Origin of the sequence: Xanthomarina spongicola (genome assembly GCF_003148645.1) — a bacterium.
Taxonomy (GTDB): domain Bacteria; phylum Bacteroidota; class Bacteroidia; order Flavobacteriales; family Flavobacteriaceae; genus Xanthomarina; species Xanthomarina spongicola.
Genome location: NZ_QGGP01000007.1, coordinates 1 through 24583, shown reverse-complemented (window position 1 = coordinate 24583; position 24583 = coordinate 1). Strand labels below are relative to the sequence as shown.

Here is a 24583-nt window from a genome sequence, read left to right as displayed (position 1 = left end):
TTACAAGGCTTTTTTATTGTTTACTCGTTTTATCGCAACACAAGTTTTTTAATAACTTCTTTACCAAGAGATTCATTTAACATAGCTATTATTTTTTCTTTACCATAGCTAAGCTCTTCTCTTAATACGCTGGAACTTAATTGCACATAAAGTGTGTTATTCTTTAATTGTATGTCTGTTGTATAGTTATTTACGCCATTTCCCATCATCTCTTTCCATGTGTCTTGAACGTTAACAACATCAAGACCATATTCTAGTTTGTTGGTTTCAACAAATTCTTTTAAGGCATCTGCTATGCTAATATGGTCGTTATTTCGTTTAGCCATTAATCTAAGTTTATGGGAGTAAATTTCTTGTATAAAAATACAGCTTTATTTTTATTTATAACCTTTAGTTGCTCTTCTGTTGCTAACAAAATAGTTTCTTTCCAAGTATCAAAAGGGGTTTTGTAATATAGATTTAAACTATCATTTTCTATTTTGATAGTGAATTGTTCCGAATCTTTAGAGGTTTTAAAAGTACCATCGAAATGAGGCTTTAATTTTATTCTAAAACCAGCTAAACTGTCTGAAACTTCAATATAATCTACAGTATCATTAAAGGTGTAGCTTTTCTTGGAGCCATCTACTAAGATAACTTCTTCAATTTCCCAATAACCTTCAAGATGTTCAACAAACGTTTCAGGATTTTTTGAGCAACTAATTAAGCAAAAACTTATAATAGATATAATTAATAATCGTTTCATAATTTAAAAATTTCATAAGATTGATGAACCTGTTTTACGGCGTTTTCTGTTCTTTCAGCATGTGTATCACTAATAAATAACTGACCGAAATTTTCGTCGTCTACTAATTTAATAATTTGCGACACACGTTCTTCGTCTAATTTATCAAAAATATCATCAAGTAATAGAATAGGATTCACACCACTTTGAGCTTTAATAAAATCGAATTGAGCCAGTTTTAAAGCAATTAAATAAGATTTTTGCTGTCCTTGACTACCAAATTTTTTAATAGGATGTTCTTCAATTTCAAAAATTAAATCGTCTTTATGGATACCAACACTTGTGTATTGTAATGCTTTGTCTTTATTAATAGATTTCTTTAAAAGTGTTTCTAATTTGTCTTCTAATAAGTGACTACTATAACTTAGATTAACAAGTTCGTTTCCTTTACTTATTATTTTATATCGCTCTTTAAAAATTGGAATAAAAGATTCTAAAAAAGTTTGACGCTTTTCAAAAATAATACTTCCATATGTGTCAAGTTGTTTGTTGTATACCTCTAGAGTGTCTGCATTAAATGTATTATTCAGAGCAAAATACTTTAATAAAGAATTTCGTTGAACTAAAATTTTATTATAATTAATTAAATTATCTAGATACTGTTTATCGCTTTGCGAAATAACACTATCCATAAATTTCCGTCTGGTCGTACTTCCTTCAGTAATTAAATCTCTGTCTGCAGGAGAGATAATTACTAGAGGTAAAAAACCAATATGGTCGCTAAATCTTTCGTAGGCTTTGCTATTTCTTTTTATAATTTTTTTCTGACCTTTTTTTAGACTTATAACAATTTTTTCGGTTTTATCCTCTTTTTCATAATCGCCATTAATTACAAAAAAGGCTTCGTCATGTTTAATATTTTGCGAAGCAATTGGGTTAAAATAGCTTTTACCAAAGGATAAATGATAAATAGCATCGAGTACATTTGTTTTGCCCACACCATTGTTTCCAACAAAACAATTTATTTTGTTATTAAAAGCAAAAGACTGACTTTCAAAATTTTTATAGTTTAGTAATGAAAGTGATTTTAAAATCATAAAAAAGCAACTTAATTCTGTTTTTGAATTTTTAAATAAAAAAGGTTGTGCAAATTATTGAAAAATAACAAATAAATAGGCTTTTATATATGAAGAAAAATCATATTTTTGCCACGCATTAATTTAGAATATATGGCAACTTATAAGAAAAGAGGATATAAACCAGCAACGAAAGAGGAAAAAGAGAATGATATTGTTGATCACTCTACAACTGCTGAGGTTTTTAATACACTAGACGAATCTGCTTCTAAAACAGAAGATTGGGTTATAGCAAATCAAAAATACATTTTTATTATTATAGGAATTGTAGCTGCAATTGTTTTAGGATATTTAGGTTTTAATGAATTTATAGCAAAACCTAAACAAAACGAAGCAATGAACGAAATGTTCCAAGCAAAGAAATATTTTAATGAAGCAGTAACAGGTTCAGCTAAAGATTCACTTTACACATTATCACTTAATGGTGGAGAAGGAAAATTAGGCATGCTAGACATAGCTTCAGAATACAGTGGAACACAAGCAGGTAATATAGCTAACTACTATGCTGGAATGGCTTATTTAAATCTTAAAGATTATAAAAATGCTGTTACGTATTTAAGTGATTTTTCTAGCGATGATGAAGTTTTAGCTCCTATGGCTAAAGGAAGCATTGGAGATGCTTTTGTACAATTAAACCAGCCAGAAGATGCTTTAGGTTATTACGAACAAGCTGCAAAATTAAGAACCAACGAATTTACAACACCTTTATATTTATATAAAGCAGGTGTAATTGCTTTAGAATTAGGAAAAGCCGATAAAGCTTTAACTAACTTTAATACTATTAAAGAGAATTATGCGTCTTCAACAGAAGCAGCTAATATAGATGTGTTTATTGGTAAAGCACAAGCGCTAGCAGGTAAATAATTCTCCGATTATTCGGAAAGTAAACATGGCAACAGAAAATAAAAATTTATCAGAATACGATAAAGCTTCAATCCCAAACGCGAAAGACTTTCGGTTTGGGATTGTTGTTTCAGAATGGAATGACACCATTACAGAAGGGTTGTTTCAAGGCGCTCTCAATGCTTTAATTGAAAACGAAGTGTCTTCTGAAAATATTATTAGATGGAATGTTCCAGGTAGTTACGAGCTTATTTTTGGTAGTAAAAAAATGCAGGAACAACATGTCGATGCAGTAATTGCTATTGGAAGTGTTATTCAAGGTGAAACCAAACATTTCGATTTTGTTTGCGAGGCTGTTTCTCAAGGGATTAAAGATTTAAATATTCTTCATCATGTTCCAGTAATTTTTTGTGTACTTACAGATAATAATATGCAACAAGCCATTGATCGATCTGGAGGAATACATGGAAACAAAGGTACAGAAGCTGCTATTGCTGCTATAAAAATGGCAGACTTAAATAGAAAGGCTTAGATTTCTTACAATTAGTACTTTACTTTTAATTTCAGTTCATTTGAAGCTTTTTGTTAACAATTTTTGGCATTTCAAAACCCTTATTTCTTTGTATTTTAAGTACATTTGAAGTATATCAAAGGATTAGTCGTGGCATTATTCAAAAAGAATAGACAATTTAATATCAAACCAAAGTATCAAAAAGATAATGACGATAATCTTGAAAAAGATATTCAGTCGAAATGGCAAGAATTAAAACGAACAAGAAAGCGAAAAAGTAGTTTTTTAACTTCTCCATTATATATGGTATTAGTTTTGATAGCTATTTTAGTATTATTATATATTTTAAGTGGATATGAAAAGTAGATAGTATGGGGATTTTTAAAACACGAAAAAATAAAACGTATAGTTATTCACCAAGACATTATAAAGGTGAAGGGAATCCTTATGAAATAAAACATAAGTTTGATGATTTTAGAACAACTGTTGGAAGTAATAAAGGGTTAAAAAACAAGCTTATTACTGCACTCGACGATTATAAAAACAACTCAAACAATACAGCAAATAAAAGGGTTTTAATTATAATAGCTATTCTGATTTTAATCTTCCTTTTTATTATTGAATTCGATTTATCCATTTTCTTTTCTAACAGCTAATGTCAGATATTATTCAGTTATTACCAGATCATGTAGCAAACCAGATTGCAGCTGGAGAAGTTGTACAGCGTCCAGCTTCTGTGGTTAAAGAGCTTATGGAGAATGCTATAGATGCTAATGCTACTACTATAAAACTTCTAATTAAAGATGCTGGTAAAACCTTAGTTCAAGTAATTGATAATGGTTCTGGAATGAGTGTTACTGATGCGCGTTTAAGTTTTGAGCGTCATGCTACTTCAAAAATTCGTTCTGCTGAAGATCTATTTCAATTACACACTAAAGGATTTCGTGGTGAAGCTTTAGCTAGTATTGCAGCTATTGCTCATGTTGAATTGAAAACCAAGCAAGAAAAAGATGAAGTAGGAACACAAATAGTAATTGAAGGTAGCGACGTTGTATCTCAAGATATAGTAGTTACACCTAGTGGAACTTCCATAGCAGTTAAAAATCTGTTTTTTAATATTCCTGCCAGACGTAATTTCTTGAAATCTAATCAGGTAGAAACACGTCATATAATTGACGAATTTCACAGAGTAGCTTTAGCGCATCCAAACATTCATTTTGTGATGTATCATAATGGAGGTGAAGTTTTTAATTTGCCTGAAAGTAATTACAGACAACGTATTGTAAATATTTTTGGAAGTAAAACTAACGAAAAATTAGTTCCAGTTAATGAAGAAACCGAAGTGGTTAAAATTTCTGGATTTGTAGGAAAGCCTGAATACGCTAAGAAAACAAGAGGCGAGCAATACTTTTTTGTTAATAACAGGTTTATTAAAAGTGCCTATTTAAATCATGCCATAAGTTCGGCATTCGATGGCCTTTTAAAAGATGGTACACATGCAAGTTATTTTTTAAATCTTAATGTAAATCCACAAACGATAGATATTAATATTCATCCAACTAAAACAGAAATTAAGTTTGATGATGAACACACACTTTATGCTATTTTACGTGCATCTGTAAAACATAGTTTAGGACAATTTAATATTGCTCCAGTATTAGATTTTGAAAGAGATGCAAATTTAGATACACCTTACAGTTATAAAGATGTAAATAACCCAAACACACCAAAAATTGAAGTAGATAGAGCCTTTAACCCATTTGAGGAAAAACAAATTTCTGGTAAACAAACTACGGCCTTTAAAAGGCAAACACCAATGAATTGGGATAGTTTGTATGTTGGTTTAGAATCTAAAGGAACACAAACACAAAAAGGTTTTAGTAGTATTCAATTTGAAAGCGAAGAACAAACAGATTCTATTTTTAAAGGAGACTCTCAAGTTGAAACCAAACAAACAACGTTTCAACTTCAAAATAAATATGTAGTAAGTACCATTAAATCTGGAATGTTGGTTATTGACCAACACAGAGCACACCAACGTGTGCTGTACGAAGATTTTTTACAACATATTACTGTAAAAGAAAGTATGAGTCAGCAATTATTATTTCCTGTTCAGCTTCATTTTTCAACTCAAGAAGTAGAGATAATTAAACAGGTAAAACAAGATCTAGAGCATACAGGTTTTCAGTTTTCTAATATGTCTAAAGATTCTATCGAAATATCTGGAGTTCCAGTAAGTGTTCCAGAGAGCGAAGTTTCAGTAATCTTAGAACAATTAATAAACGATATCCAAAACGATGTGCCAGACAGTAATTTTAGTTCTACAGATTTGTTAGCAAAGTCTATGGCTAAGAGTTTGGCAGTAAAAACGGGACAATCGTTATCAGTAATGGAGCAAGAACATTTGGTAAATAGTTTGTTTGGTTGTAAAGAACCAAACATGTCTCCAACAAATAAAACAACATTCATTACGTTAAGTGTAGATGAATTAGAGAAAAAATTTATTTAAGTACCATGTATTATGATGAATAAAATTACAGATACTGTAAAACATTTAATAATTATAAACGTCATTATGTTTATTGGAACCTTAGCCATTGGTGGAGGTACTTTGTTTTACGATTGGTTTGCATTACATTTTCCAAAGAATGAAGCTTTTCAGCCTTGGCAAATAATCACACACATGTTTATGCATGGAGGTTTTATGCATATTTTCTTTAATATGTTTGCTCTTTGGATGTTTGGTACTGCTGTCGAAGAACGTTTTGGTGCTAAAAAATTCTTATTCTTTTATATCTCTTCTGGTTTGGGAGCAGCTATATGTATGATAGGTTATTATTATTTCAGATTTGTTTCTGGAATGGATATACTTAATGGAGCTGGTTTCGACCAAGCACAAACAATTGAAACCTTGAAGTCTGGTTATAGTGTTTACGATACACGTTGGAATCAATTTTTAACTCAAGAACAACTTCAAAATTTTGTAGGAGTTTTTAACAGTACAATGGTTGGAGCTTCAGGTGCCATTATGGGAGTGTTAGTAGCTTTTGGTATGTTGTATCCAGAATCTAAATTGATGCTTATATTTTTACCAGTTCCAATTAAAGCCAAGTATTTTATTCCTGGAATTATTGCATTAGATTTGATTTCAGCAATTACTGGTCAATCATTTTTCAGTCCTAGTAATACGGCTTATGTAGCTCATATTGGAGGTGCATTAACAGGTTTTTTAATTATGTGGTATTGGAAAAAAACACAATTCAATAAAAATCGTTGGGACTAAATATGACTTCTCTTAATAAAGACATACAAGATAAGCTTCAGCATTTAAACGTGTTTGAAAAAATAATTGTAGTTAATTTACTTATATTTTTTATTGGATTAATAATTAAGGTATCCTTTAATATAAATGGAAGTTTAGGTTGGTTAGAATTACCAAGTGACTTTTCAGAATTTATTATGAAACCTTGGAGCATTTTTACCTATGCTTTTACGCATTACGATTTTTGGCATATATTGTTTAATATGCTTTGGCTTTATTTTATTGGTCGCATGTTTGCAAATATGTTCCCTGTAAAATTAGGATTAAACATCTATTTTTTAGGAGCCATATTTGGAGGCTTGTTATTTCTTTTTGGATATAATGTCGTGCCATCTTTTTTTGATTCTAGTAGTAGATTAGTTGGAGCTTCGGCAGCTGTTCGTGCTTTATTGATTTTTTTATGTGCCTATATGCCAAACATGGAAGTGCGTTTCTTTACTTTTAATTTGAAACTGTGGTATCTTGGTGTAGCCATTGTAGTTATAGATGGTTTAGGACTTTTCGGATTAAACGCTGGAGGAAATCTGGCTCATTTAGGAGGAGCAGCTTTAGGCTATGTTTATGCAGTACAATTACGTAAAGGTAACGATATAGGTAAAGGGTTTGAAGGCGTTATGGATTGGTTTGCAAGCTTGTTTAAAAAATCGAAAAAATCACCATTAAAAACTGTTCACAAAAAGAAATCTGGTAAGGTAGCTGGTTATGCTAAAAAAGAATTTGAAGAGTTTAATAAACAGAAAAAAATAGATGTTATCTTAGATAAAATCAGTAAAAGTGGTTACGATAGTCTAACTAAAGAAGAAAAAGAATTTTTATTTAAAGCTGGTAAATAATAGCTTGTATTTATGAAGAATCTAAAGCTTATCGATAAAATAATTTATGTTGTTAATGCTTTAGTAGCAACCATGCTTTTACTTTCTTATTTCTTGCCTTTTTTTCCACCAAAAACATTTGCAATCCTATCGGTTTTAAGTCTAGGTGTGCCTTTTTTAATTTTAACCAATGTCATCTTCTTTATATATTGGTTAATTAAAGTTAAAAAGCAACTTATCCTTTCGTTAATAGTTTTAATTATTGGTTATTTTACTTTAGGTTCACTGTATAAATTTTCTTCTTCAGATGTGGAGCCAGGAGCAACAGATCTTTCTATAATGAATTACAATGTACGTTTGTTTAATTTATACGAATGGATTCCAGAGAAAGATGTAGAAACTAAAATGATAGATTTTATAAAAGCAAAATCTCCAGATGTATTAAGCTTACAAGAATATCATCCACATAAGAATATTGACTTATCTTTTTTTAAATATAAATTTGAAAAGCTTTCAGGGAAAAAAGTAAAGTATGGACAAGCTATTTTTTCACAATATCCTATAATTAATTCTGGTTCGGTTGAATTTCCTGAGACCTCTAATAATGCTATTTTTGTGGATATAGTAAAAGATCAGGACACTCTTAGAGTTTATAATGTACACTTGCAATCGCTTCGTATTGATGCAAATGTCGAAAAACTAAAGCATGAAGATTCAGATAGACTTTTACAACGTGTAGAGCAGACTTTTAAGATGCAACAGTTTCAGGCAGAATTATTTATTAAGCACAAAAAAGCATCTCCTTATAAAATGATTATTTGCGGCGATTTTAATAACACAGCATTCTCTTATGTTTATAAAGAGATAAAAGGAAATTTAAAAGATGCTTTTAAGGTTGCTGGAAATGGGTTTGGTAGAACTTACGACTTTAAATTTTTTCCTGTTAGAATAGATTTTATTTTCGCTAATAAAGAATTTGAAATCACAGATTTTAAAACGTTCGATAACAGGTATTCTGACCATTATCCAATTTTTGCTACATTCAAACTACATTAATGCACAGTCTGCACTATCTGCAAGGATATGAATAACAAGACCTAGACCTAAAATTCTGGTTTTCTTCGGAATTAATAAGACTACATAAATAGCAATGGCATAATAAGTATGTAATGGATGGAAATTGATGCTACATCTGTTTGGATCGAACATTGGATTTGCTAATACATGATCTAAATCTATTAAAAAACAGGCTATCATAATTAAATATGCTGTTAGCCATTTGTTTTTATACCAAACTAAAGCAACCAATAAAGGTATTAAGAAGTGGATGCCATAATGTGCTATAGGCTGGAGCATTAAAAATTTAGATTTTGAGATTCTAAATAATTTAAAGTATTAGGACCTTCGTTAAAAAGCAAATCTAGAATACTTAAATTATTTAAAAACCCATGTTTATTGCTGAAGACTTGCGTATAAGCATCCAACGTCCAGGACTGTTCTTTTCTAGCATTTGCTAAATGTCTAAAGTCTGTTTTATCTGCAACTATTTTTTGAAATTTGTCAGTTTTGGTACTACTAATTTCTAATTGTAAACAATCTAATACAACATTAAAACAAGTCATGTTAAATTCTAAAAGAAAATCTGCTTTTTTGGAAAATAGAGGTTGAAAATCATCCTCATAAAATTCAAAAAAAGGTGAGGTTCTATACGCAGTTTCAATAGACTTCCAATGAATAGCCTGCCAGTTTTCAGAATTATAAATTTTAATATCGCGATATTTTTGTCTTACTTTTTGCGAATGAATAATAGGAATGCTTAACTGTAATTTGCCATTGGCGCCATAAATATAGGTTCTGTTTCTATAGGTTTGCTTTTGGTAATTATCGTCCATTTCAAACGTTACTTTTTCTGCTTGAACTATAGCTGCAAAATGAGCAACGTTTGGAAAGTATGTTGGATGGATAATAATGTTCATTGGTTAAGTTGTAAAAATATTTCAACTAAATTACTTTACGACTAAACAACTAACTATTCGCTTTTTTATGTTTTCTCCATTTGTTAAAACCAAACCAAGCAGCTAGTAAAATTAAGAATGGAATTAAATAAGATACTGGTTTCCCACTAGCATGAACCGTTGTAAAGAAACGTTCCCAACGTGGTTTTCCATGGCTATCCCAACTCATCCAAATAAACACAGGTTTTCCAACTACGTGATCGAAAGGCACAAATCCCCAAGATCTTGCATCTTGCGAGTTATGTCTGTTGTCTCCCATGAGCCAGTAATAATCTTTATCGAACGTATAAGTTGTAGCTAACTGTCCATCAATATAAATCTGGTTTCCTTTAACCTGAAGGGTTTTGTTTTCGTATTCAGAAATAACACGTTTGTATAATGGTAAGACTTCTAAATTTAAATCGATGGTTGCTCCAGCTTTAGGAATATAAAGTGGTCCAAAAAAATCGTTATTCCAATTGTAATTTGGGTCATGAGGAAAGACACTTGCTTCACGTTCTCCTTTTTCACGTTTAAGTGGTTCAACACTCTTTACATTTGGATGATTTTTAAACTGATTTAATGTTTCGTCTGTAATTCCAGGAAAATAACTTAAGGAGTAATCCTGGTTATATTGTGGCATATCTGTTATGTCATACCTTTTTATTAATTGGTCGTTATTAAAAGGGCCACTTTTAGTTTCAACTTTATAAGAAAACTGAAGTTTTGCTCTATCTGGTAATTCGTTTTGTTTGCCATTTATAAAAACATAACCATCACGTACTTCTAAAGAATCTCCTGGAAGACCAACACAACGTTTTACATAATTGGTTTTCTTATCGATAGGCTTATATCTATTTCTATCTGTATAACGCATGTTTAACATGGTGTCCACAGGCCAGTTAAATACAACAATATCATTTTGCTTTATTTTCTGAAAACCAGGAATACGCATATAAGGTAAAGACAACTTGTTTATAAAAGCTGTGTTTTTATTTTCTAAATGATCGTCGTATAAGTAAGATTTTTTCTTGATGACAGGAATTGTATCATGTACCATTGGAGCCGAAACTGTAGTCATTGGAACACGTGCTCCATAATGAAACTTACTTACAAAAAGAAAATCTCCTACTAATAAAGATTTTTCTAAAGAAGATGTAGGAATGGTATAAGGTTGAATAAAATAAGTGTGTACTATGGTTGCAGCTACAATAGCAAAAAGAATAGAACTTACCCAATCTCCAGCTGCTGTTTTTGGATGCAAACTTCTATCTTTAATATGTTCAACATCTAAAGCATAATTAAGATAATAATTATAAAAACCTAGAGAAAAAATGGCAAGAACTGTATCTGTTGTCGAGTTTTTACCAAAGCTTCTTGCAGTTTCAACCCAAACTACTGGGAACATAATTAAGTTTACAATAGGCAAGAAAAGTAAAATAGTCCACCACCAAGGTCTATTAATTATTTTCATTAAAATAACAGCATTGTAAACTGGAACAAAAGCTTCCCAAGCTTGTCTACCAGCTTTAATATATAATTTCCATGTTCCTAATCCATGTATAATTTGAATGGCTAGGAGGAAAATAAATAATTGCGTAAATGTCATAATTTTATCTTTTGTTTTTATTAGTGTTTAAACACTAATAAACGTTACTAGTTTTCTTTATATTAACCAATATTTAACACATCTTTCATGGTGAAAATTCCCTTTTTATCAAGAATCCATTCGGCAGCAATAATTGCTCCAAGGGCAAAACCTTGTCTATTATGTGCTGTATGTGTTAATTGTATACTATCTGTTATGCTTGAGTAATCTATGATATGTGTACCTGGAACAGAATCTATTCTTTTTGCATTAATAGGAATTGCTTTTTCTTTAGATTCGTTTAATAACCATTTACTATATTCTGAATGTTCAGAAATAATACCTTCGGCTAAAGTAATAGCAGTTCCACTTGGTGCATCTAATTTTTGAGTATGATGAATTTCTTCTATAGACACGTTATATTGTTTAAGTTGACTCATTATTTTTGCTAAATTTTTATTTAGTTCAAAAAAGATATTGACTCCAAGACTAAAATTTGAAGCATAAATAAAAGCGCCATTTTCTTCTTTACAAATACTTACAATATTTTCATAATTATCCAGCCAACCTGTAGTTCCAGAAATTACTGGTACTCCATGTTTAAGACATTTTGCAATATTAAAAAAGGCAGCTTTAGGTACACTAAAATCTATAGCAACATCTGCTTGAGTAATATCGTAACCATCTTCATCTGATGTTTTTATTACTATTTGGTGTCCACGTAGCAAAGCAATTTCTTCAATTGCTTTTCCCATTTTACCATAACCAAGTAATGCAATTTTCATGATTTAGAATTTGAAGTTTAAAGTTAATCCCAGATCACCTGTTTTATCAAACTCATTTATTTTGTAATGAGGTTGTAGAGATAGATTATCATCTATATTAAATTGCATTAAATGCGCATCAACATTTGCCCAAATAATATTTAGAGCATAAACACCAATGGTTACAAGAAGGGATATTTCTCGATTTCTTCCATAAGTTTTTTGTGCATCTTGTAAACCATCATCTGAAATAGTTCCATAAAACTCATCATCTTCAAAACCTGCTAATCGACGTTTGTAAGCATCTCGATATCTGTTGTATTCGTTATTATTATTAATGTAAAAATAAACGCCAACACCAAGTCCAGCATAAATAACTGGAATTTTCCAGTATTTTTTAAGGTAAGCATGACCTAAACCAGGCAATACTGCAGAGTAAAATGCTGCTCGAGCAGGAGACAATGGATCTATAGGTTCTATAATAACAGTGCCTGTTTCTACTACAAGCTCTTCGGTAGGAGTTACTTTATTTTTTTTCTTTTTGTCTTCCTTTTCACCTTCTTGAGCAAAGGCTGAAAAACAAAATGCAAATAAAAATACAGATATAATTAGAAGTTTATTTGGCACGCTTTACAAGTTTTATAATACGATTAAAATCTTCTTCAGAATGGAATGGAATTGTAATATTTCCTTTTCCATTCTTTGAAACTTTAACGTGTATTTTATGACCAAAGTATTCTGAAAATTCTTTAGCTCCCTTTTTTATAAATTTTGGTAGTTCTTGTTTTGTTGGGACAGTTATTGTTTTATCCTTTTGATACTCTTTTACTAAAGCCTCTGTATCTCGAACAGATAATTTATTTAAAATAATTTTTTCGTAAATATCTAATTGAATAGATTGGTCTTCAATATTAATAATAGCACGACCATGACCCATAGAAATAAAACCATCTCTCATTCCAGTTTGAATAATTGGATCTAGTTTTAATAATCGTAAATAGTTAGCTATGGTAGAACGTTTTTTTCCTACACGTTCGCTCATTTGTTCTTGAGTTAGATTAATTTCATCTATTAATCTTTGATAGGATAATGCAATTTCAATAGGATCTAAATCCTGTCTCTGAATGTTTTCAACTAAAGCCATTTCTAACGATTCTTGATCGTTAGCAATACGAATGTAAGAAGGAATGGTTTTTAAACCTATTAATTTTGAAGCTCTAAAACGGCGTTCGCCAGAAACTAATTGAAATTTATTAAAGTCTAATTTTCTAACGGTTATTGGTTGAATAACACCTAATTCTTTAATTGAAGAAGCAAGTTCTCTTAAGGTTTCTTCGTTAAAATTGGTTCTTGGTTGAAATGGATTTATTTCAATTGAATCTATGTCTAGTTCAACAATATTACCAATTACCTTATCTGCGTTTTTATCTTGTACTGATGATATGTCGTTTGAAGGGTCTTTTAAAAGAGCCGATAATCCTCTACCTAAAGCCTGTTTTTTTGTTGCCTTCGCCATTTTTAGGAGTTTTTAATAATTAGTTCTTTAGCCAAACTTAAGTAATTACTTGCACCTTTGCTACTTGCATCATAATTTATTATGCTTTCGCCATAACTTGGAGCTTCGCTTAATCTAACATTTCTTTGAATAATGGTTTGAAACACCATGTCGTTAAAATGCTTTTGTACTTCTTCAACTACTTGATTAGATAAACGTAAACGGGAATCATACATGGTTAGTAATAACCCTTCAATATCTAAGTTTTGATTATGTATTTTTTGCACACTTTTAATAGTGTTTAATAGTTTTCCTAACCCTTCTAAAGCAAAATATTCGCATTGTATTGGAATAAGAACAGAATCTGATGCTGTTAAAGCGTTTAATGTTAATAAACCTAGAGATGGAGCACAATCTATTAGTATAAAATCGTAATCGTTTTTTATTTCCTGTAATGCTTTCTTAAGCATATATTCTCTTTCTTCTTTATCAACTAGCTCTATTTCTATAGCTACTAAGTCAATATGTGAAGGTATTAAATCCAGATTTGGAGTACTTGTTTTTATAATGGCTTCTCTTGCAATGTTTGTGTGTTCAAGCAATTGGTATGTGCCAATTTCAACAGATTCGACATCAATTCCTAACCCTGAAGTTGCATTTGCCTGTGGATCTGCATCAATAAGAAGAACTTTCTTTTCTAGAACACCTAATGATGCTGCTAAGTTTACTGAAGTTGTTGTTTTTCCAACGCCACCTTTTTGGTTAGCAATTGCGATGATTTTACCCATTAATGATTTGGTTTTTGTAACCGTAAAAATACAATTATTTACGAGGATAAAAAACGGAACTTGTTAACAAAAAGAGTCGCTTTTTAAAGCGACTCTTAAATATGGTTTTAATTAATTAATAATTAAAAAATGTATGATGCTTTTAGTTGAAAACCAGATACCGAATAATAACTTACTAATCTGCTTAAATTATCTGTAGCTTCTAATCCGAAACTAATTTCAGGTTGATACATGATGTTGAAATCTAACTTTTGTTTTCCAAATTTAATATAACTACCTACACTAAAGTTGTATGTTAATTCATTAGTCGTATCAAAATCAATAATTGCAGCGCCTACAGTATTTTGCTGTTTTGTAACGTAAGACATTGAATTAAATAAGAAACCACTATTAAAACCTAAATAAGGACTAAAAGTTTTGTTGATATTATTGAATGTATATCGAACACCAATCATGGTTGATAAATACGCAGTCTTTGTGTTTAAGAAAATACTATTACTCGTTGAATTAAATTCTTTTGGTAGAGAGTAATCAACTATAGCAATAAAGCCTAAACTTTTATTAAACATATTAGTATTCATATAGATTTGTGCTCCTATTACAGGAGTCCCAAAACTGTTAGAAACACCTTGAGATAATTCGTTGAAGTCTGTGTTTAAGAAGTTAAATCCAACATTAATTCCTATTTCTATAAATTCAGAAGGTTCATTTGCTTGTGTTATTACATTTGTAGCAAACTGTGTGTCTTCGCTTAAATTACAATTATTGTAAGTCTCAATAATAGCTTTTAAATTACTAATAGTTATCGAGTCGTATTGATTGTAAGCATTTTCTTGAGCCTCTTTACATTTATTAACATAGATAGAAAGCGTAGCATAGCTAAACGTTTTTAAAGTTAAACCATCAACCACTTTTTTTTCTATTTCTCTAAATCCATGTTCTTCATTTTCAATAAAAAAGTGTTCACCACTTTTATATAAAGAAATTGAACCAGAAATTAACTCTTCAAATAAATATAGTTTTTTCTTATAAGATTTTATAATATAAGTTGTGGCATCATGGTTTACTTTAGTTACGCCTGCTAAGTCATATTGTATTTTTTTGTTTGCATCTGTTTTTGCTTCAACACCAACTATAAAATCTTTTGAATTATAAGTTAAATGCGCTTTGTTTAATTGTTTAGACTCTCCATTATTATAATAAATTGTTGTAGAGTTGTTTTTTTGTGCAAACGTAAAGGTTACATAAAATAGGAATAAAAATAGGAAGGGGGTTTTCATAATTATTAAAAATTTTATTTTGAACAAAATTATATATTTTAAAACTTCAATATATGATTAATGTCATGTTTTTGTTAGTTTTGGGCAATTATCTTTGCCTAGCATAAAGGACTAATTAGTCTGATATGCAAATAAACAACAAATATTGAGAAAATCAACAAACAATTTATTCATGAAAACAAACCAAAAATCAAAAAGTAAATTAACAATAGTAAAGGGTCTTCTTTTGCTATTAGCACCTATGTTTTTTATAGCGTGCTCAAACGACACGAAAAAAGCAGATGTAAATGCTGCAGATATCCAAGTAAGTCAAGAAATGATTGCAGAATTAACTGCACCACCTCTTGTACCAACTCCTGTTGGCAATAGAAAAGCAAAGAAACTTATCGTAGACATGGAAATTCTTGAAGAAGAAGGAGAAATGACAAATGGCGTTAAGTATGTATATTGGACATTTGGAGGTTCTGTACCAGGTAGTTTTATTAGAACTAGAGTAGGAGACGAAGTAGAATTTACTCTGTCTAATCATCCAGACAATAAATTACCACACAACATCGATTTACATGCTGTAACTGGTCCAGGAGGTGGAGCATCATCTTCTTTTGTGGCTCCAGGACACGAAAAAACATTTAGTTTTAAAACTATCAATCCAGGTCTTTATGTGTACCATTGCGCTACTGCTCCTGTAGGAATGCATATTGCAAATGGAATGTATGGGCTTATTTTGGTTGAACCAGAAGGTGGTCTGCCTAAAGTAGATAAAGAGTACTACATTATGCAAGGAGATTTTTATACAAAAGGAGAAAATGGAGAGCCAGGATTACAACCTTTTGATATGCAGAAAGCTGTTGATGAAGATGCAGATTATGTAGTATTTAATGGTAGTGTAAACGCACTTACAGGAGACAATGCTATTACAGCAAAAGTAGGCGAAACAGTTCGTTTATATGTTGGTAATGGAGGTCCAAATTTAGTGTCTTCTTTCCATGTTATTGGAGAAATTTTTGATAAAGTATTTGTAGAAGGTGGAGATATGATTAACGAAAATGTTCAAACAACTTTAATTCCTGCTGGTGGTGCTGCCATTGTAGAATTTAGGGTAGATGTTCCTGGTACTTTTATACTAGTAGATCACTCTATTTTTAGAGCTTTTAATAAAGGTGCTTTAGGAATGTTAAAAGTTGAAGGCGAAGAAAATAAAGCAATTTATTCTGGTGTTAAACAAGAAGGAATTTATCATCCAGAAGGAGGTGGAATTCAAGCCATGCCTAATGGAGATAAGCCTGAAGCAGTTGTTTCAACTACAGAGAAAAGCTTAGATGAGAAAATTGAATCTGGGAAGCAAATATATATGCAAACTTGTTTTGCATGTCACCAAGGAGAAGGTCAAGGAATTCCAAATGCATTCCCTCCTTTAGCTAATTCAGATTATTTAAATGCTGATGTAAAACGTGCCATTAGTGCTGTTGTTCATGGATTAACTGGAGAAATTACTGTTAATGGTGAAAAATACAACAGTGTAATGACAAGACAATCTCTTAGCGACGAAGAAGTTGCAGATGTATTAACTTACGTATATAATTCTTGGGGTAACAATAAAACTAATGTTACTAAAAACCAAGTATTGGAAGTTAAAAGTAGTCACTAATTATAACTAACTATTATAAAATGAAAACTGTTTTAAGATTGACAATTTGCTTACTTATATTTTGGGTTAACACTGCAAATTGTCAATCTAAAATGGTTACTGTAAAAGGTGACACATATATTCCTCTTTATGGAAGAGACTCCATGCAGGTTACCATTACAGATTTTCAAATGGATGTATATCCAGTTACCAATGCTCAATTTTTAGAATTCGTTAAAAAATATCCAAAATGGCAACGTTCTCAAGTAAAAAAAATATTTGCAGATAACAATTACTTAATAAACTGGAAATCTGATATAGCTCTAGGAGACTCTCAAGCTTTAAATGCACCAATAACAAATGTGTCTTGGTTTGCAGCTAACGATTATTGTGAGTGCCAAGGAAAAAGATTACCAACTGTAGACGAATGGGAATATGTGGCTATGTCTAACGAAACCTTGCCAGATGCAAGAACATTAGAAAGTTATAATGAATATATTTTAGGTTGGTACGAAAAACCAAAAACCTTTAATAATGAGATTGGTTCTACTTTCAAAAACTATTGGAATATTTACGATTTACATGGTTTAGTTTGGGAATGGACATCAGATTTTAATTCGGTATTAATTTCTGGTGAATCTAGAAATGATGTCGATAAGGATAGTAGTCTGTTCTGTGGAAGTGCAGCTGTTGGAGCTACAGATTTAATGAACTATGCAGCGTTTATGCGCTATGCTATTCGTGGTAGTTTAAAAGCCAAATATTCAATGAAAAATTTGGGTTTTAGATGTGTACAAGATATTAATAAATAAAAAATGAAATACTTTAAAATATTATTCTCAGTATTTGTTCTGGTGATGACTCTGGCATCTTGTAATTCAAACAAATCTGAAAAAGCATCAGATGAATTAGCAGTATATCAATGTCCAATGAAATGTGAAGGAGAAAAAACATATTCTGAAGCTGGAAGTTGTCCAGTTTGTAAAATGGACTTACAACCAATTGAGAGCGAAGATTCAAAAATATTAAATGAAAATGATATTTCAGACGAATCCATTTTCAATTTAACTTCAACTTGGAATACCGAAGAAGGTGAAAAAATTCAGCTTGAAGATTTAAAAGGAAAAACTTTAGTAATGGTCATGATCTATACAACTTGTAAAGCTGCTTGTCCAAGATTGGTAGCAGACATGAGAAATATAGAGGCTAAAATACCAGAAACTAGTTTAAAAGATCTTCGTTTTGTATTAGTAAGTATCGACCCAGAAACGGATACTCCAGAACGTTTAAAAGCGTTTGCCATAGAAAATTTTATGGATGGAGAGCAATGGACATTCTTACAAGGAACTGAAGGAAGTGTTAGAGAATTTGCTAATGTACTAGCTGTAAAGTATAAACAAATATCTCCAATGGATTTTTCGCATTCAAATATTATAAGCGTATTTAATACAGAAGGCGAATTAATGCATCAACAAGAAGGTTTAGGAGTTGATAATAAAGAAACTATTGAAACCATATTACAACTAACGCAATAATATATAAATCAATAATTTATTGATAGCGTTTTTTATAACGCAAAAGAATCCTTAAAATAATACAGATGAAAAAAATACTAGCAATCCTATGTATAGGACTTGGCATGGTAACTTATGCTCAAGAATTTGAAATTTCAGCCGAATTAAAACCTAGGTTTGAATACAGACATGGATACAAAACATTAGCTGTAGACTCATTAAATGCAGCCACTTTTGTGTCTCAACGTACACGTTTAAATTTTGGTTATAAAAGCGAAAAACTAAACGCCTATTTTAGCGTACAAAATGTAAGAGTTTGGGGAGATGTATCTACTTTAGCAACCTCTGATAGAAACGGAACAACAATACATCAAGCTTGGGCAGAAGCTATTTTAAACAACCAATTTTCTATTAAATTTGGACGTCAAGAAATTATTTACGATGACCAACGTATGTTTGGTAATGTAGATTGGGCACAGCAAGCTAGAAGCCATGATGCACTTATTGTAACTTTTAAACCAAATGAAAACAATAGAATAGATTTAGGTTTAGCCATTAGTGCTGAAGGTGAAACTTTAACTGAAGTAGATTATACAGTTAATAACTACAAATCGTTTCAATATTTATGGTATCACACCAATTTAAAAGATGTTGGTTTAAGTTTCTTAATACTTAATAACGGATTTGCTTATGACGATATTAATGATGAGCAACAAGTTGATTATAATCAAACTTTTGGAACTCATGCTACCTATGGCAAAAGTAAATTAAAAGCAGATGCATCAGTTTATTTTCAAACAGGAAAGATTGCCGATGTAAGTTTAAGTGCTTACAACTTTGCATTAAATGCACATTATGCTATTTCAGATAGTTTTAATGTTGGTTTAGGAGGTGAATATTTATCTGGAACAGATATGAATTCTACAGATAATAAATTAGAATCTTTTAATCCATGGTATGGAACCAATCATAAATTCAATGGTTGGATGGATTATTTCTATGTTGGAAACCATATAAATAATGTAGGTTTAGTAGATTTAAATGCCACTTTTGCTTACAAGAAGAATAAATTCTCTGCTATATTAGTTCCACATTTCTTTTCTTCGGCAGCTACTATAGTTGATGGAATGGGAGACGAAATGAGTAACACTCTTGGAACAGAAATAGATTTAGCAGTGGGTTATAAGTTCTCTAAAGACATTAATTTTCAAGTAGGTTATTCTCAAATGTTTGCAACAGAAAGTATGGAAGTTATAAAAGGAGGAGATAAAGATGCTACCAATAATTGGGCTTGGGCAATGATTACTGTAAAGCCTTCCTTATTTAAAACATCTTTTAAGAAAGACGACACAAAAGAGTAATTAATTTATTTTAAACTATTTCCAAAATTCATCATCAAGATTGTCTTTAAAAGGCTCTTGTTGATGAATTTTTTCTATAATAAGCATTTGTTCTTCGGTAGCAATTTTTTGAATTTCAGGAAAGAGAACTCGCTCTTCAAAACGAATGTGTTGCTCTAATTCTTCTTCAATTTTGCTAAGGTTTTTTGCATTATCTGTAGTTTCATTAAACAATCTTTTTAATCGTCTATGTTCAGCTAAAGCACGTTTTATTAATCCGTTATCGCTTTCTAATAATGGAAATATATTTTCTTCTTCCATTTCAAAATGAGGAATTAAATGGGTTTCAAAAAACCAATCAGCATAAATTTTTATCCGATTCGGATTGATATTTTTATTAAAACCACTCCTTATTTTCCAGGATAAAAGCAATCCATGATGATGCTCTCTACTTAGAGGTTGTAACGCTTTATGACGTTTTTGAGGTTTTGGATTCATATTATTTTGGTTTTAATAATGTTAAAAGTAAGACCTATAATGCCAGCTGGTAGTAAGATGCTACTTATAAAAAGTAAAATGTAATAATTGGGTAACAATCCATTTCCAAAGTAAAATAGACCACCTTGTAGCAATAAGATTAATTCAGTAAGAATAAAACCAAGTACAAAAACATACATGCTAATTGAAAGTGATTTATTGAAAGTCACTAATTTACTTTGCAAAATATAAGCCAATAAAAATCCAGAAATTACGCCTAACATGGTTAAATGAATAAAACCAATAACAAGGTTTCTATGTTGATAGGCAACATTAGATACTTCTGGAATTAAAGATAAGGTTTGTAGACCTATTTTTAACACAAAACTAAACAATGCAAAATAGAGCATGAATTGGATAATTTTTGAGCTTGTTTTAAGTACGTTTTTCAAAGAAGATTTAATAAGTTTTATAAAAAGATATAATGCTGCAATTTGTAGTAAAACCCCAAATCCATTAATCCATAATAATGAGTTATGTGGAGCAAACCAATTAACAGGTAAAGCAAAAGTAAATAGAATTGAAGCGATTAGTAATTTAAAGAATAATCTAAATTCTTTGGAGTCTTTTATTTGTAACTTATGAAATAAAATGGCTAGAACAGCTACTAAAAACCAACCATTAAATTGAAAATGTAAAAAGAATTGAATGGCAATCTGATAAAAAGCTGAAGCTTGACCAAGAAGACCAACTGCTGGACCTAAACACCAAACACCTATAGTTGAGGTTAGCATAAATAGGAGTGAAGTTTTAAGTAATAACTTTGAAACTTTAGAGTCTGTTTTAAGATTTTTCCAAATAAGTCTAAAAAAATAATAACTACAAAATATATGAAGTGTTGAAAACGTTATAGAAATAGCTGCATAGCCTTGAATTGGAAAGCTAATCATCATGCCAATTACGGAAACTTGAGTTATCCAAAATAAAGAGATGTAAACAGGTTTTTTATTGGGAACAAAGTAATGAAAGTAAAGTGTGTAAAGCATTAAATAGACCCAGCCTAACATAGCAACATGCGAATGTGCATGCGTTAAAAACCTATAATTAATTGAAATTGGAGAAATATAAGTATAGCGTAATGCTAAACCCATTAAGGCAGCTACAAAAAAGTTAATTAAGCAAGTTAATACGAGCTTTTTAGACATAAAATATTACAAATTTAAGTGTAAAAGTAGATAAACAAAAACACTCCTTTTGAAGCAATAATTTTTAATTATATAAATTTCCTCCTCAAAAAATTTAAATATTATAATTATTTACAAAAGAAGTGTTTTAAAAACAACTATTACTAACCAAAATCTTTAATTTTTTAAAAAAAATCTAGGAGCCCTTGGGGAAAGGCTCCCAGATACTACAATAAAGAAAATATCATTTTGCTATTAATCATTCTTACGAAAAAGCTTTTTCTAATTTTACTGCTTCAGGGAATAATATGTTATTTTCTAAATGGATATGTAGATGTAAATCTTTTTCAAACTCATCTAGCATTGCAAACGTAACTCTATAAGTATTGCATGCATCTGCAGGAGGATTGTAATTATTTGTTAACTCAGAAATTAGTCTAAAACGCTCACCTTCATTATCGTGTTCTTGCATCATCATAGCAATTGGGTTTTCAACAGATCCAAATTGTGGAGCTAAAATGGCACCTCTATCTAATTGAGCTTTCACCATTTTTTTAATGAACGGAAATAAAATTAATTCCTCTTTTTTCATGTGTGCTGCTAATTCTCCAGCAGACGCAGTAAAATGTTCATTTATTTTAAATAACTCAGGGTGTCTTTCTCCATGAACACGACATAGTTTATCTAAAAACTGGCGTAAAACAGGAATTTTTTCTTCCACATATCTGTGGTGTTTTTTCTCAATATATTCTGCTAATAAGTCTAATGGCCAAGATTTATAGTCGATAGATTGATCTGTATTTGCAGATAAGACTCTGTCTAAATCTAATAATAGCTCATTACTATCAATATCTTTTTTTGTACAAACTTCTTCTATAGTTCTGTGTCCTTTACAACAAAAATCTATTCCGTATTTAGAAAATACAGCTGCTGTTCTATAATCTTCTGCAACAAACTGACCTATTTGCTTTTGTGCGTCTTTGCTTAATGTTTCCATAATCATTAATTATTCGGATAATTTTATCCTATTTTTATTCAATTTTTTTTATGTTCTTAAAAATGCGACACCAGATTTAATATCTAATGCTAATTCTTCTAAATTGGTTTTTTCTAACATATCCTTTAGCTCTTCTCTAACAGATTTAAATTTATCATGTACAGGACAAGGATGATCTTCATCGCAAGTATGCAGACCTAAACCACAACCTTTATAAATACTATCTCCATCGATAGCATTTACAATTTGAGATAACTTGATACTTGAAATAGCATATTTATCTATTTCGAAACCACCATGAGCTCCTTTAACCGAATTAATAATGCTATGTCTAGCTAAATCTTGTAAAATTTTGGCTGTAAATGCTTCAGGTGAATTAATTTCTTTAGCAATAGCTTTAAGGCTTACTCTCTTACCTTCGTAAGAGTTTAGCGCAATAAAAATTGACGCTTTAATACCATATTCGCATGCCTTAGAAAACATATTTTTGTTTTAATTACAATGCAAATGTATGACAATATTTTAATACGGACAAATTTATCCGAATTAAAATATTGTTAAAACAAAAAGTAATTTAAAAGGATTTTTTTTTGATTTAATATTTATAAAATCATTCACGATTTTTTGCCAAGAAATTAAGGCTAGATGTCGTTTGTATGAGACATATCGATAAAATAGATGTAAATTCTAAAATTAGAAAAGAGCTCAATTATAAGTTGCGAGATTTTAATTCCTTCTCTAATTCTTTGATTTTTTTACCGTTTTTTATAAATGGGTAGGTTAAGAGTAATGGGAAAAAAGTAAAAAATCCAAATCCATTTTTAACTGCACTAAAAATAGCAATTCCAAGACATACTCCAATAAGAGATGCGTTAACTATTTTGTTATATTGTATTTTCTTTTTCTCTTTAAATAACTCCTCGTTAGTTAAATCTGATATTTTTTTCTGATCCATTTTTTGATTTTTTCAAGAGTGTTTTAACGTTTTTGTATTTGGTTATTCTGTACTGTTAGAGAACTAAGCTAATTAAAGATAATTAACCAGAGGGAAAAAATAGGATTTTAGTAATTAGGCAAGAACCAAGAAATTAATTTTAGTGTTAAAGCCTTTCATATTTTTATTCCAATAGATTCCAATTCTCTTTAATTATTGATATAAAACATATCTAGGTGGTTTTAGTCCATTAAGTCGCATATAGACAAGCATTTGACCTCTATGATGGGTTATGTGGTCTGTAAGTAGCAGGAAGATTTGCCTTTTCGTTCTATTTAATCCTAGATAATCCAATTGATCATTAAATTGAGTTGTATTAAATTCGCTTATTAATTTTATAGTTTCGTTAAACGTTTTGTTAATTGTTGCAATCATCTCTTTTTTAGATTTATTCTCAACTTTAAGTTCTTTATCTGTGTTCCAATCCCTTGCTTTACGTCCACCTAATAAAGTTTGACTATGCCAATCCATAGCCCAAGCAATATGCATTAAATTTTCAGAAAAACTCATTGACTCTGGAGATGCCTTATATTCATATTTATCTTCTGGCATATTCTCTGCTACAAGAATTAAATATTTTCTGGAGTTTTCTAATCGCTCTAAATAGTCTTTTATAAAATCATTTTGTTCTGTATTTGTTTGATGTGTACACGAAGAAAATATTATTGCCAAGGTCAAAATTAGTATGCGTTTCATAATTGGTTAGCTTTTTATTTCAGTTGAGTTTTTTGCAAAGAGTGGTAACGTGTTTGTGTATGGTTTCGTTGCGTGAAAATCCGCGAGGATTTTCCGCCATAGAAACCAAGATAGCAAAAGTGCGAGGATTTTCGGTAGAAAATCCGAAGCAATGAACTATACACGTCTTAAGTTTGTAATTCACTAAATTTAAGTAATAATCAGAAAGAACAAAAGAGAGAATTAAGGTTACTATACACGGTGAAGCATTTAGACTTCGGCAACATTGATAATCCTCTCTCTTTTACTACTTAAACTTCGTTCAGTTCTGTGAGACCTAGATCTCGTTTTCAAGTTGTTGAAATGTGAGTAGCATCTGTTCTTTCCAAAATTCAGTTCTTATGACTAAAGATAGAAAAATTTATGGTATTGACATCAGTAAATCTGTGTTTGATGTTTATAATGAGAATACAGGTCATTATCAACTAAAGAATGATGTGTCTGGCTTTAAAACACTA

The 24583-nt window shown here is 30.5% G+C and carries 29 protein-coding genes; 12 read left to right on the top strand and 17 right to left on the bottom strand.

Going from position 1 to position 24583, the window contains the following annotated elements:
- Positions 1 to 29: 29 nt before the first annotated feature.
- The 3 genes from LX78_RS12230 to recF are packed head-to-tail and all read right to left on the bottom strand — an operon-like array spanning position 30 to position 1821.
- A complete protein-coding gene (locus LX78_RS12230; protein WP_109682955.1) occupies positions 30 to 326 on the bottom strand; it encodes a DUF721 domain-containing protein in 297 nt (98 codons plus the stop codon).
- Positions 326 to 745 (bottom strand): lipocalin family protein, encoded by a 420-nt coding sequence (locus tag LX78_RS12225; protein ID WP_109682954.1) that lies wholly within the window; start codon positions 743 to 745, stop codon positions 326 to 328. Before LX78_RS12225 ends, LX78_RS12230 begins: the two co-directional genes overlap by 1 nt.
- Positions 742 to 1821, bottom strand: a complete 1080-nt coding sequence (gene recF, locus LX78_RS12220) for a DNA replication/repair protein RecF (RefSeq protein ID WP_109682953.1) — start codon at positions 1819 to 1821, stop codon at positions 742 to 744. The genes LX78_RS12225 and recF overlap by 4 nt, the downstream gene beginning before the upstream one ends.
- A 132-nt stretch (positions 1822 to 1953) precedes the next feature.
- On the opposite strand from recF, the gene LX78_RS12215 reads away from it, so the two are divergent.
- The 8 genes from LX78_RS12215 (at position 1954) to LX78_RS12180 (ending at position 8404) form a co-directional block, all read left to right on the top strand.
- Positions 1954 to 2724, top strand: a complete 771-nt coding sequence (locus tag LX78_RS12215; protein ID WP_109682952.1) for a tetratricopeptide repeat protein — start codon at positions 1954 to 1956, stop codon at positions 2722 to 2724.
- A 25-nt stretch (positions 2725 to 2749) separates the two neighbouring features.
- On the top strand, positions 2750 to 3235 hold the full coding sequence (ribH, locus tag LX78_RS12210) for a 6,7-dimethyl-8-ribityllumazine synthase (protein WP_109682951.1): 486 nt from the start codon (positions 2750 to 2752) through the stop codon (positions 3233 to 3235).
- A gap of 129 nt (positions 3236 to 3364) precedes the next feature.
- Entirely contained in the window at positions 3365 to 3580 is a 216-nt protein-coding gene (locus tag LX78_RS12205) for a hypothetical protein (protein ID WP_146192579.1), read from the top strand.
- A 5-nt stretch (positions 3581 to 3585) separates the two neighbouring features.
- Complete coding sequence (locus LX78_RS12200) at positions 3586 to 3870, top strand: riboflavin synthase subunit beta (protein WP_109682949.1); 285 nt, start codon at positions 3586 to 3588, stop codon at positions 3868 to 3870.
- The gene (gene mutL, locus LX78_RS12195) at positions 3870 to 5723 is read left to right on the top strand and encodes a DNA mismatch repair endonuclease MutL (RefSeq protein WP_109682948.1); all 1854 of its coding nucleotides are present in this window, start codon (positions 3870 to 3872) and stop codon (positions 5721 to 5723) included. Before LX78_RS12200 ends, mutL begins: the two co-directional genes overlap by 1 nt.
- Before the next feature lie 15 nt (positions 5724 to 5738).
- The gene (locus LX78_RS12190; RefSeq protein ID WP_109682947.1) at positions 5739 to 6497 is read left to right on the top strand and encodes a rhomboid family intramembrane serine protease; all 759 of its coding nucleotides are present in this window, start codon (positions 5739 to 5741) and stop codon (positions 6495 to 6497) included.
- A 2-nt stretch (positions 6498 to 6499) separates the two neighbouring features.
- On the top strand, positions 6500 to 7369 hold the full coding sequence (locus LX78_RS12185; RefSeq protein ID WP_109682946.1) for a rhomboid family protein: 870 nt from the start codon (positions 6500 to 6502) through the stop codon (positions 7367 to 7369).
- A gap of 12 nt (positions 7370 to 7381) precedes the next feature.
- On the top strand, positions 7382 to 8404 hold the full coding sequence (locus LX78_RS12180; RefSeq protein ID WP_109682945.1) for an endonuclease/exonuclease/phosphatase family protein: 1023 nt from the start codon (positions 7382 to 7384) through the stop codon (positions 8402 to 8404).
- Here LX78_RS12180 and LX78_RS12175 read toward each other — a convergent pair.
- The 8 genes from LX78_RS12175 to LX78_RS12140 all read right to left on the bottom strand — a co-directional run bounded on the left by LX78_RS12175 (position 8396) and on the right by LX78_RS12140 (position 15257).
- The gene (locus LX78_RS12175; RefSeq protein WP_109682944.1) at positions 8396 to 8704 is read right to left on the bottom strand and encodes a DUF6122 family protein; all 309 of its coding nucleotides are present in this window, start codon (positions 8702 to 8704) and stop codon (positions 8396 to 8398) included. The genes LX78_RS12180 and LX78_RS12175 overlap by 9 nt on opposite strands.
- Positions 8704 to 9324 (bottom strand): WbqC family protein, encoded by a 621-nt coding sequence (locus tag LX78_RS12170; protein WP_109682943.1) that lies wholly within the window; start codon positions 9322 to 9324, stop codon positions 8704 to 8706. Before LX78_RS12170 ends, LX78_RS12175 begins: the two co-directional genes overlap by 1 nt.
- Positions 9325 to 9373: 49 nt before the next feature.
- Entirely contained in the window at positions 9374 to 10951 is a 1578-nt protein-coding gene (gene lepB, locus LX78_RS12165; RefSeq protein ID WP_109682942.1) for a signal peptidase I, read from the bottom strand.
- Positions 10952 to 11013: 62 nt separating this feature from the next.
- Complete coding sequence (gene dapB, locus LX78_RS12160; RefSeq protein ID WP_109682941.1) at positions 11014 to 11715, bottom strand: 4-hydroxy-tetrahydrodipicolinate reductase; 702 nt, start codon at positions 11713 to 11715, stop codon at positions 11014 to 11016.
- A gap of 3 nt (positions 11716 to 11718) precedes the next feature.
- Positions 11719 to 12321 (bottom strand): DUF5683 domain-containing protein, encoded by a 603-nt coding sequence (locus LX78_RS12155; RefSeq protein ID WP_109682940.1) that lies wholly within the window; start codon positions 12319 to 12321, stop codon positions 11719 to 11721.
- The gene (locus LX78_RS12150) at positions 12311 to 13210 is read right to left on the bottom strand and encodes a ParB/RepB/Spo0J family partition protein (RefSeq protein ID WP_109682939.1); all 900 of its coding nucleotides are present in this window, start codon (positions 13208 to 13210) and stop codon (positions 12311 to 12313) included. The genes LX78_RS12155 and LX78_RS12150 overlap by 11 nt, the downstream gene beginning before the upstream one ends.
- Positions 13211 to 13212: 2 nt before the next feature.
- Positions 13213 to 13977, bottom strand: coding sequence for a ParA family protein (locus tag LX78_RS12145; RefSeq protein ID WP_109682938.1), 765 nt, complete (start codon positions 13975 to 13977; stop codon positions 13213 to 13215).
- A gap of 122 nt (positions 13978 to 14099) precedes the next feature.
- Positions 14100 to 15257, bottom strand: coding sequence for a porin family protein (locus tag LX78_RS12140; RefSeq protein ID WP_109682937.1), 1158 nt, complete (start codon positions 15255 to 15257; stop codon positions 14100 to 14102).
- Positions 15258 to 15429: 172 nt separating this feature from the next.
- Between LX78_RS12140 and nirK the strand changes: the two genes are divergently transcribed.
- From nirK to LX78_RS12120, 4 genes are all read left to right on the top strand, one after another.
- Positions 15430 to 16905: a copper-containing nitrite reductase gene (gene nirK / locus LX78_RS12135; RefSeq protein ID WP_109682936.1), complete on the top strand. Its 1476-nt coding sequence runs from the start codon at positions 15430 to 15432 to the stop codon at positions 16903 to 16905.
- Positions 16906 to 16925: 20 nt separating this feature from the next.
- A complete protein-coding gene (locus LX78_RS12130) occupies positions 16926 to 17696 on the top strand; it encodes a formylglycine-generating enzyme family protein (protein ID WP_170109850.1) in 771 nt (256 codons plus the stop codon).
- A gap of 3 nt (positions 17697 to 17699) precedes the next feature.
- Entirely contained in the window at positions 17700 to 18419 is a 720-nt protein-coding gene (locus LX78_RS12125; RefSeq protein ID WP_245881526.1) for an SCO family protein, read from the top strand.
- A 65-nt stretch (positions 18420 to 18484) separates the two neighbouring features.
- A complete protein-coding gene (locus LX78_RS12120) occupies positions 18485 to 19759 on the top strand; it encodes an alginate export family protein (RefSeq protein ID WP_109682934.1) in 1275 nt (424 codons plus the stop codon).
- Between the two features lie 15 nt (positions 19760 to 19774).
- Here LX78_RS12120 and LX78_RS12115 read toward each other — a convergent pair whose 3' ends face one another.
- From LX78_RS12115 to LX78_RS12090, 6 genes are all read right to left on the bottom strand, one after another.
- On the bottom strand, positions 19775 to 20236 hold the full coding sequence (locus LX78_RS12115) for a hemerythrin domain-containing protein (protein WP_109682933.1): 462 nt from the start codon (positions 20234 to 20236) through the stop codon (positions 19775 to 19777).
- Positions 20233 to 21420, bottom strand: coding sequence for a hypothetical protein (locus LX78_RS12110; RefSeq protein WP_109682932.1), 1188 nt, complete (start codon positions 21418 to 21420; stop codon positions 20233 to 20235). The genes LX78_RS12115 and LX78_RS12110 overlap by 4 nt, the downstream gene beginning before the upstream one ends.
- A 244-nt stretch (positions 21421 to 21664) precedes the next feature.
- Positions 21665 to 22396: an iron-sulfur cluster repair di-iron protein gene (gene ric, locus LX78_RS12105; protein WP_109682931.1), complete on the bottom strand. Its 732-nt coding sequence runs from the start codon at positions 22394 to 22396 to the stop codon at positions 21665 to 21667.
- Between the two features lie 48 nt (positions 22397 to 22444).
- Positions 22445 to 22879: an RrF2 family transcriptional regulator gene (locus tag LX78_RS12100; RefSeq protein WP_109682930.1), complete on the bottom strand. Its 435-nt coding sequence runs from the start codon at positions 22877 to 22879 to the stop codon at positions 22445 to 22447.
- Between the two features lie 226 nt (positions 22880 to 23105).
- Entirely contained in the window at positions 23106 to 23351 is a 246-nt protein-coding gene (locus tag LX78_RS12095; RefSeq protein ID WP_109682929.1) for an FUSC family protein, read from the bottom strand.
- A 192-nt stretch (positions 23352 to 23543) separates the two neighbouring features.
- Positions 23544 to 24086, bottom strand: coding sequence for a DinB family protein (locus tag LX78_RS12090; RefSeq protein WP_109682928.1), 543 nt, complete (start codon positions 24084 to 24086; stop codon positions 23544 to 23546).
- Positions 24087 to 24583: the final 497 nt, after the last annotated feature.

Bases quoted from the DNA above. Each gene is read 5' to 3' on its own strand.
- LX78_RS12130 (WP_170109850.1), top strand. From the start codon at position 16,926: ATGAAAACTGTTTTAAGATTGACAATTTGCTTACTTATATTTTGGGTT.
- LX78_RS12225 (WP_109682954.1), bottom strand. From the start codon at position 745: ATGAAACGATTATTAATTATATCTATTATAAGTTTTTGCTTAATTAGT.
- LX78_RS12230 (WP_109682955.1), bottom strand. From the start codon at position 326: ATGGCTAAACGAAATAACGACCATATTAGCATAGCAGATGCCTTAAAA.
- LX78_RS12190 (WP_109682947.1), top strand. From the start codon at position 5,739: ATGAATAAAATTACAGATACTGTAAAACATTTAATAATTATAAACGTC.
- LX78_RS12095 (WP_109682929.1), bottom strand. From the start codon at position 23,351: ATGGATCAGAAAAAAATATCAGATTTAACTAACGAGGAGTTATTTAAA.
- LX78_RS12125 (WP_245881526.1), top strand. From the start codon at position 17,700: ATGAAATACTTTAAAATATTATTCTCAGTATTTGTTCTGGTGATGACT.
- LX78_RS12090 (WP_109682928.1), bottom strand. From the start codon at position 24,086: ATGAAACGCATACTAATTTTGACCTTGGCAATAATATTTTCTTCGTGT.
- nirK (WP_109682936.1), top strand. From the start codon at position 15,430: ATGAAAACAAACCAAAAATCAAAAAGTAAATTAACAATAGTAAAGGGT.
- LX78_RS12120 (WP_109682934.1), top strand. From the start codon at position 18,485: ATGAAAAAAATACTAGCAATCCTATGTATAGGACTTGGCATGGTAACT.
- dapB (WP_109682941.1), bottom strand. From the start codon at position 11,715: ATGAAAATTGCATTACTTGGTTATGGTAAAATGGGAAAAGCAATTGAA.
- LX78_RS12140 (WP_109682937.1), bottom strand. From the start codon at position 15,257: ATGAAAACCCCCTTCCTATTTTTATTCCTATTTTATGTAACCTTTACG.
- ribH (WP_109682951.1), top strand. From the start codon at position 2,750: ATGGCAACAGAAAATAAAAATTTATCAGAATACGATAAAGCTTCAATC.
- LX78_RS12185 (WP_109682946.1), top strand. From the start codon at position 6,500: ATGACTTCTCTTAATAAAGACATACAAGATAAGCTTCAGCATTTAAAC.
- LX78_RS12215 (WP_109682952.1), top strand. From the start codon at position 1,954: ATGGCAACTTATAAGAAAAGAGGATATAAACCAGCAACGAAAGAGGAA.
- lepB (WP_109682942.1), bottom strand. From the start codon at position 10,951: ATGACATTTACGCAATTATTTATTTTCCTCCTAGCCATTCAAATTATA.
- LX78_RS12180 (WP_109682945.1), top strand. From the start codon at position 7,382: ATGAAGAATCTAAAGCTTATCGATAAAATAATTTATGTTGTTAATGCT.
- LX78_RS12145 (WP_109682938.1), bottom strand. From the start codon at position 13,977: ATGGGTAAAATCATCGCAATTGCTAACCAAAAAGGTGGCGTTGGAAAA.
- LX78_RS12170 (WP_109682943.1), bottom strand. From the start codon at position 9,324: ATGAACATTATTATCCATCCAACATACTTTCCAAACGTTGCTCATTTT.
- LX78_RS12200 (WP_109682949.1), top strand. From the start codon at position 3,586: ATGGGGATTTTTAAAACACGAAAAAATAAAACGTATAGTTATTCACCA.
- mutL (WP_109682948.1), top strand. From the start codon at position 3,870: ATGTCAGATATTATTCAGTTATTACCAGATCATGTAGCAAACCAGATT.
- recF (WP_109682953.1), bottom strand. From the start codon at position 1,821: ATGATTTTAAAATCACTTTCATTACTAAACTATAAAAATTTTGAAAGT.
- LX78_RS12150 (WP_109682939.1), bottom strand. From the start codon at position 13,210: ATGGCGAAGGCAACAAAAAAACAGGCTTTAGGTAGAGGATTATCGGCT.
- LX78_RS12100 (WP_109682930.1), bottom strand. From the start codon at position 22,879: ATGTTTTCTAAGGCATGCGAATATGGTATTAAAGCGTCAATTTTTATT.
- LX78_RS12175 (WP_109682944.1), bottom strand. From the start codon at position 8,704: ATGCTCCAGCCTATAGCACATTATGGCATCCACTTCTTAATACCTTTA.
- LX78_RS12110 (WP_109682932.1), bottom strand. From the start codon at position 21,420: ATGTCTAAAAAGCTCGTATTAACTTGCTTAATTAACTTTTTTGTAGCT.
- LX78_RS12115 (WP_109682933.1), bottom strand. From the start codon at position 20,236: ATGAATCCAAAACCTCAAAAACGTCATAAAGCGTTACAACCTCTAAGT.
- ric (WP_109682931.1), bottom strand. From the start codon at position 22,396: ATGGAAACATTAAGCAAAGACGCACAAAAGCAAATAGGTCAGTTTGTT.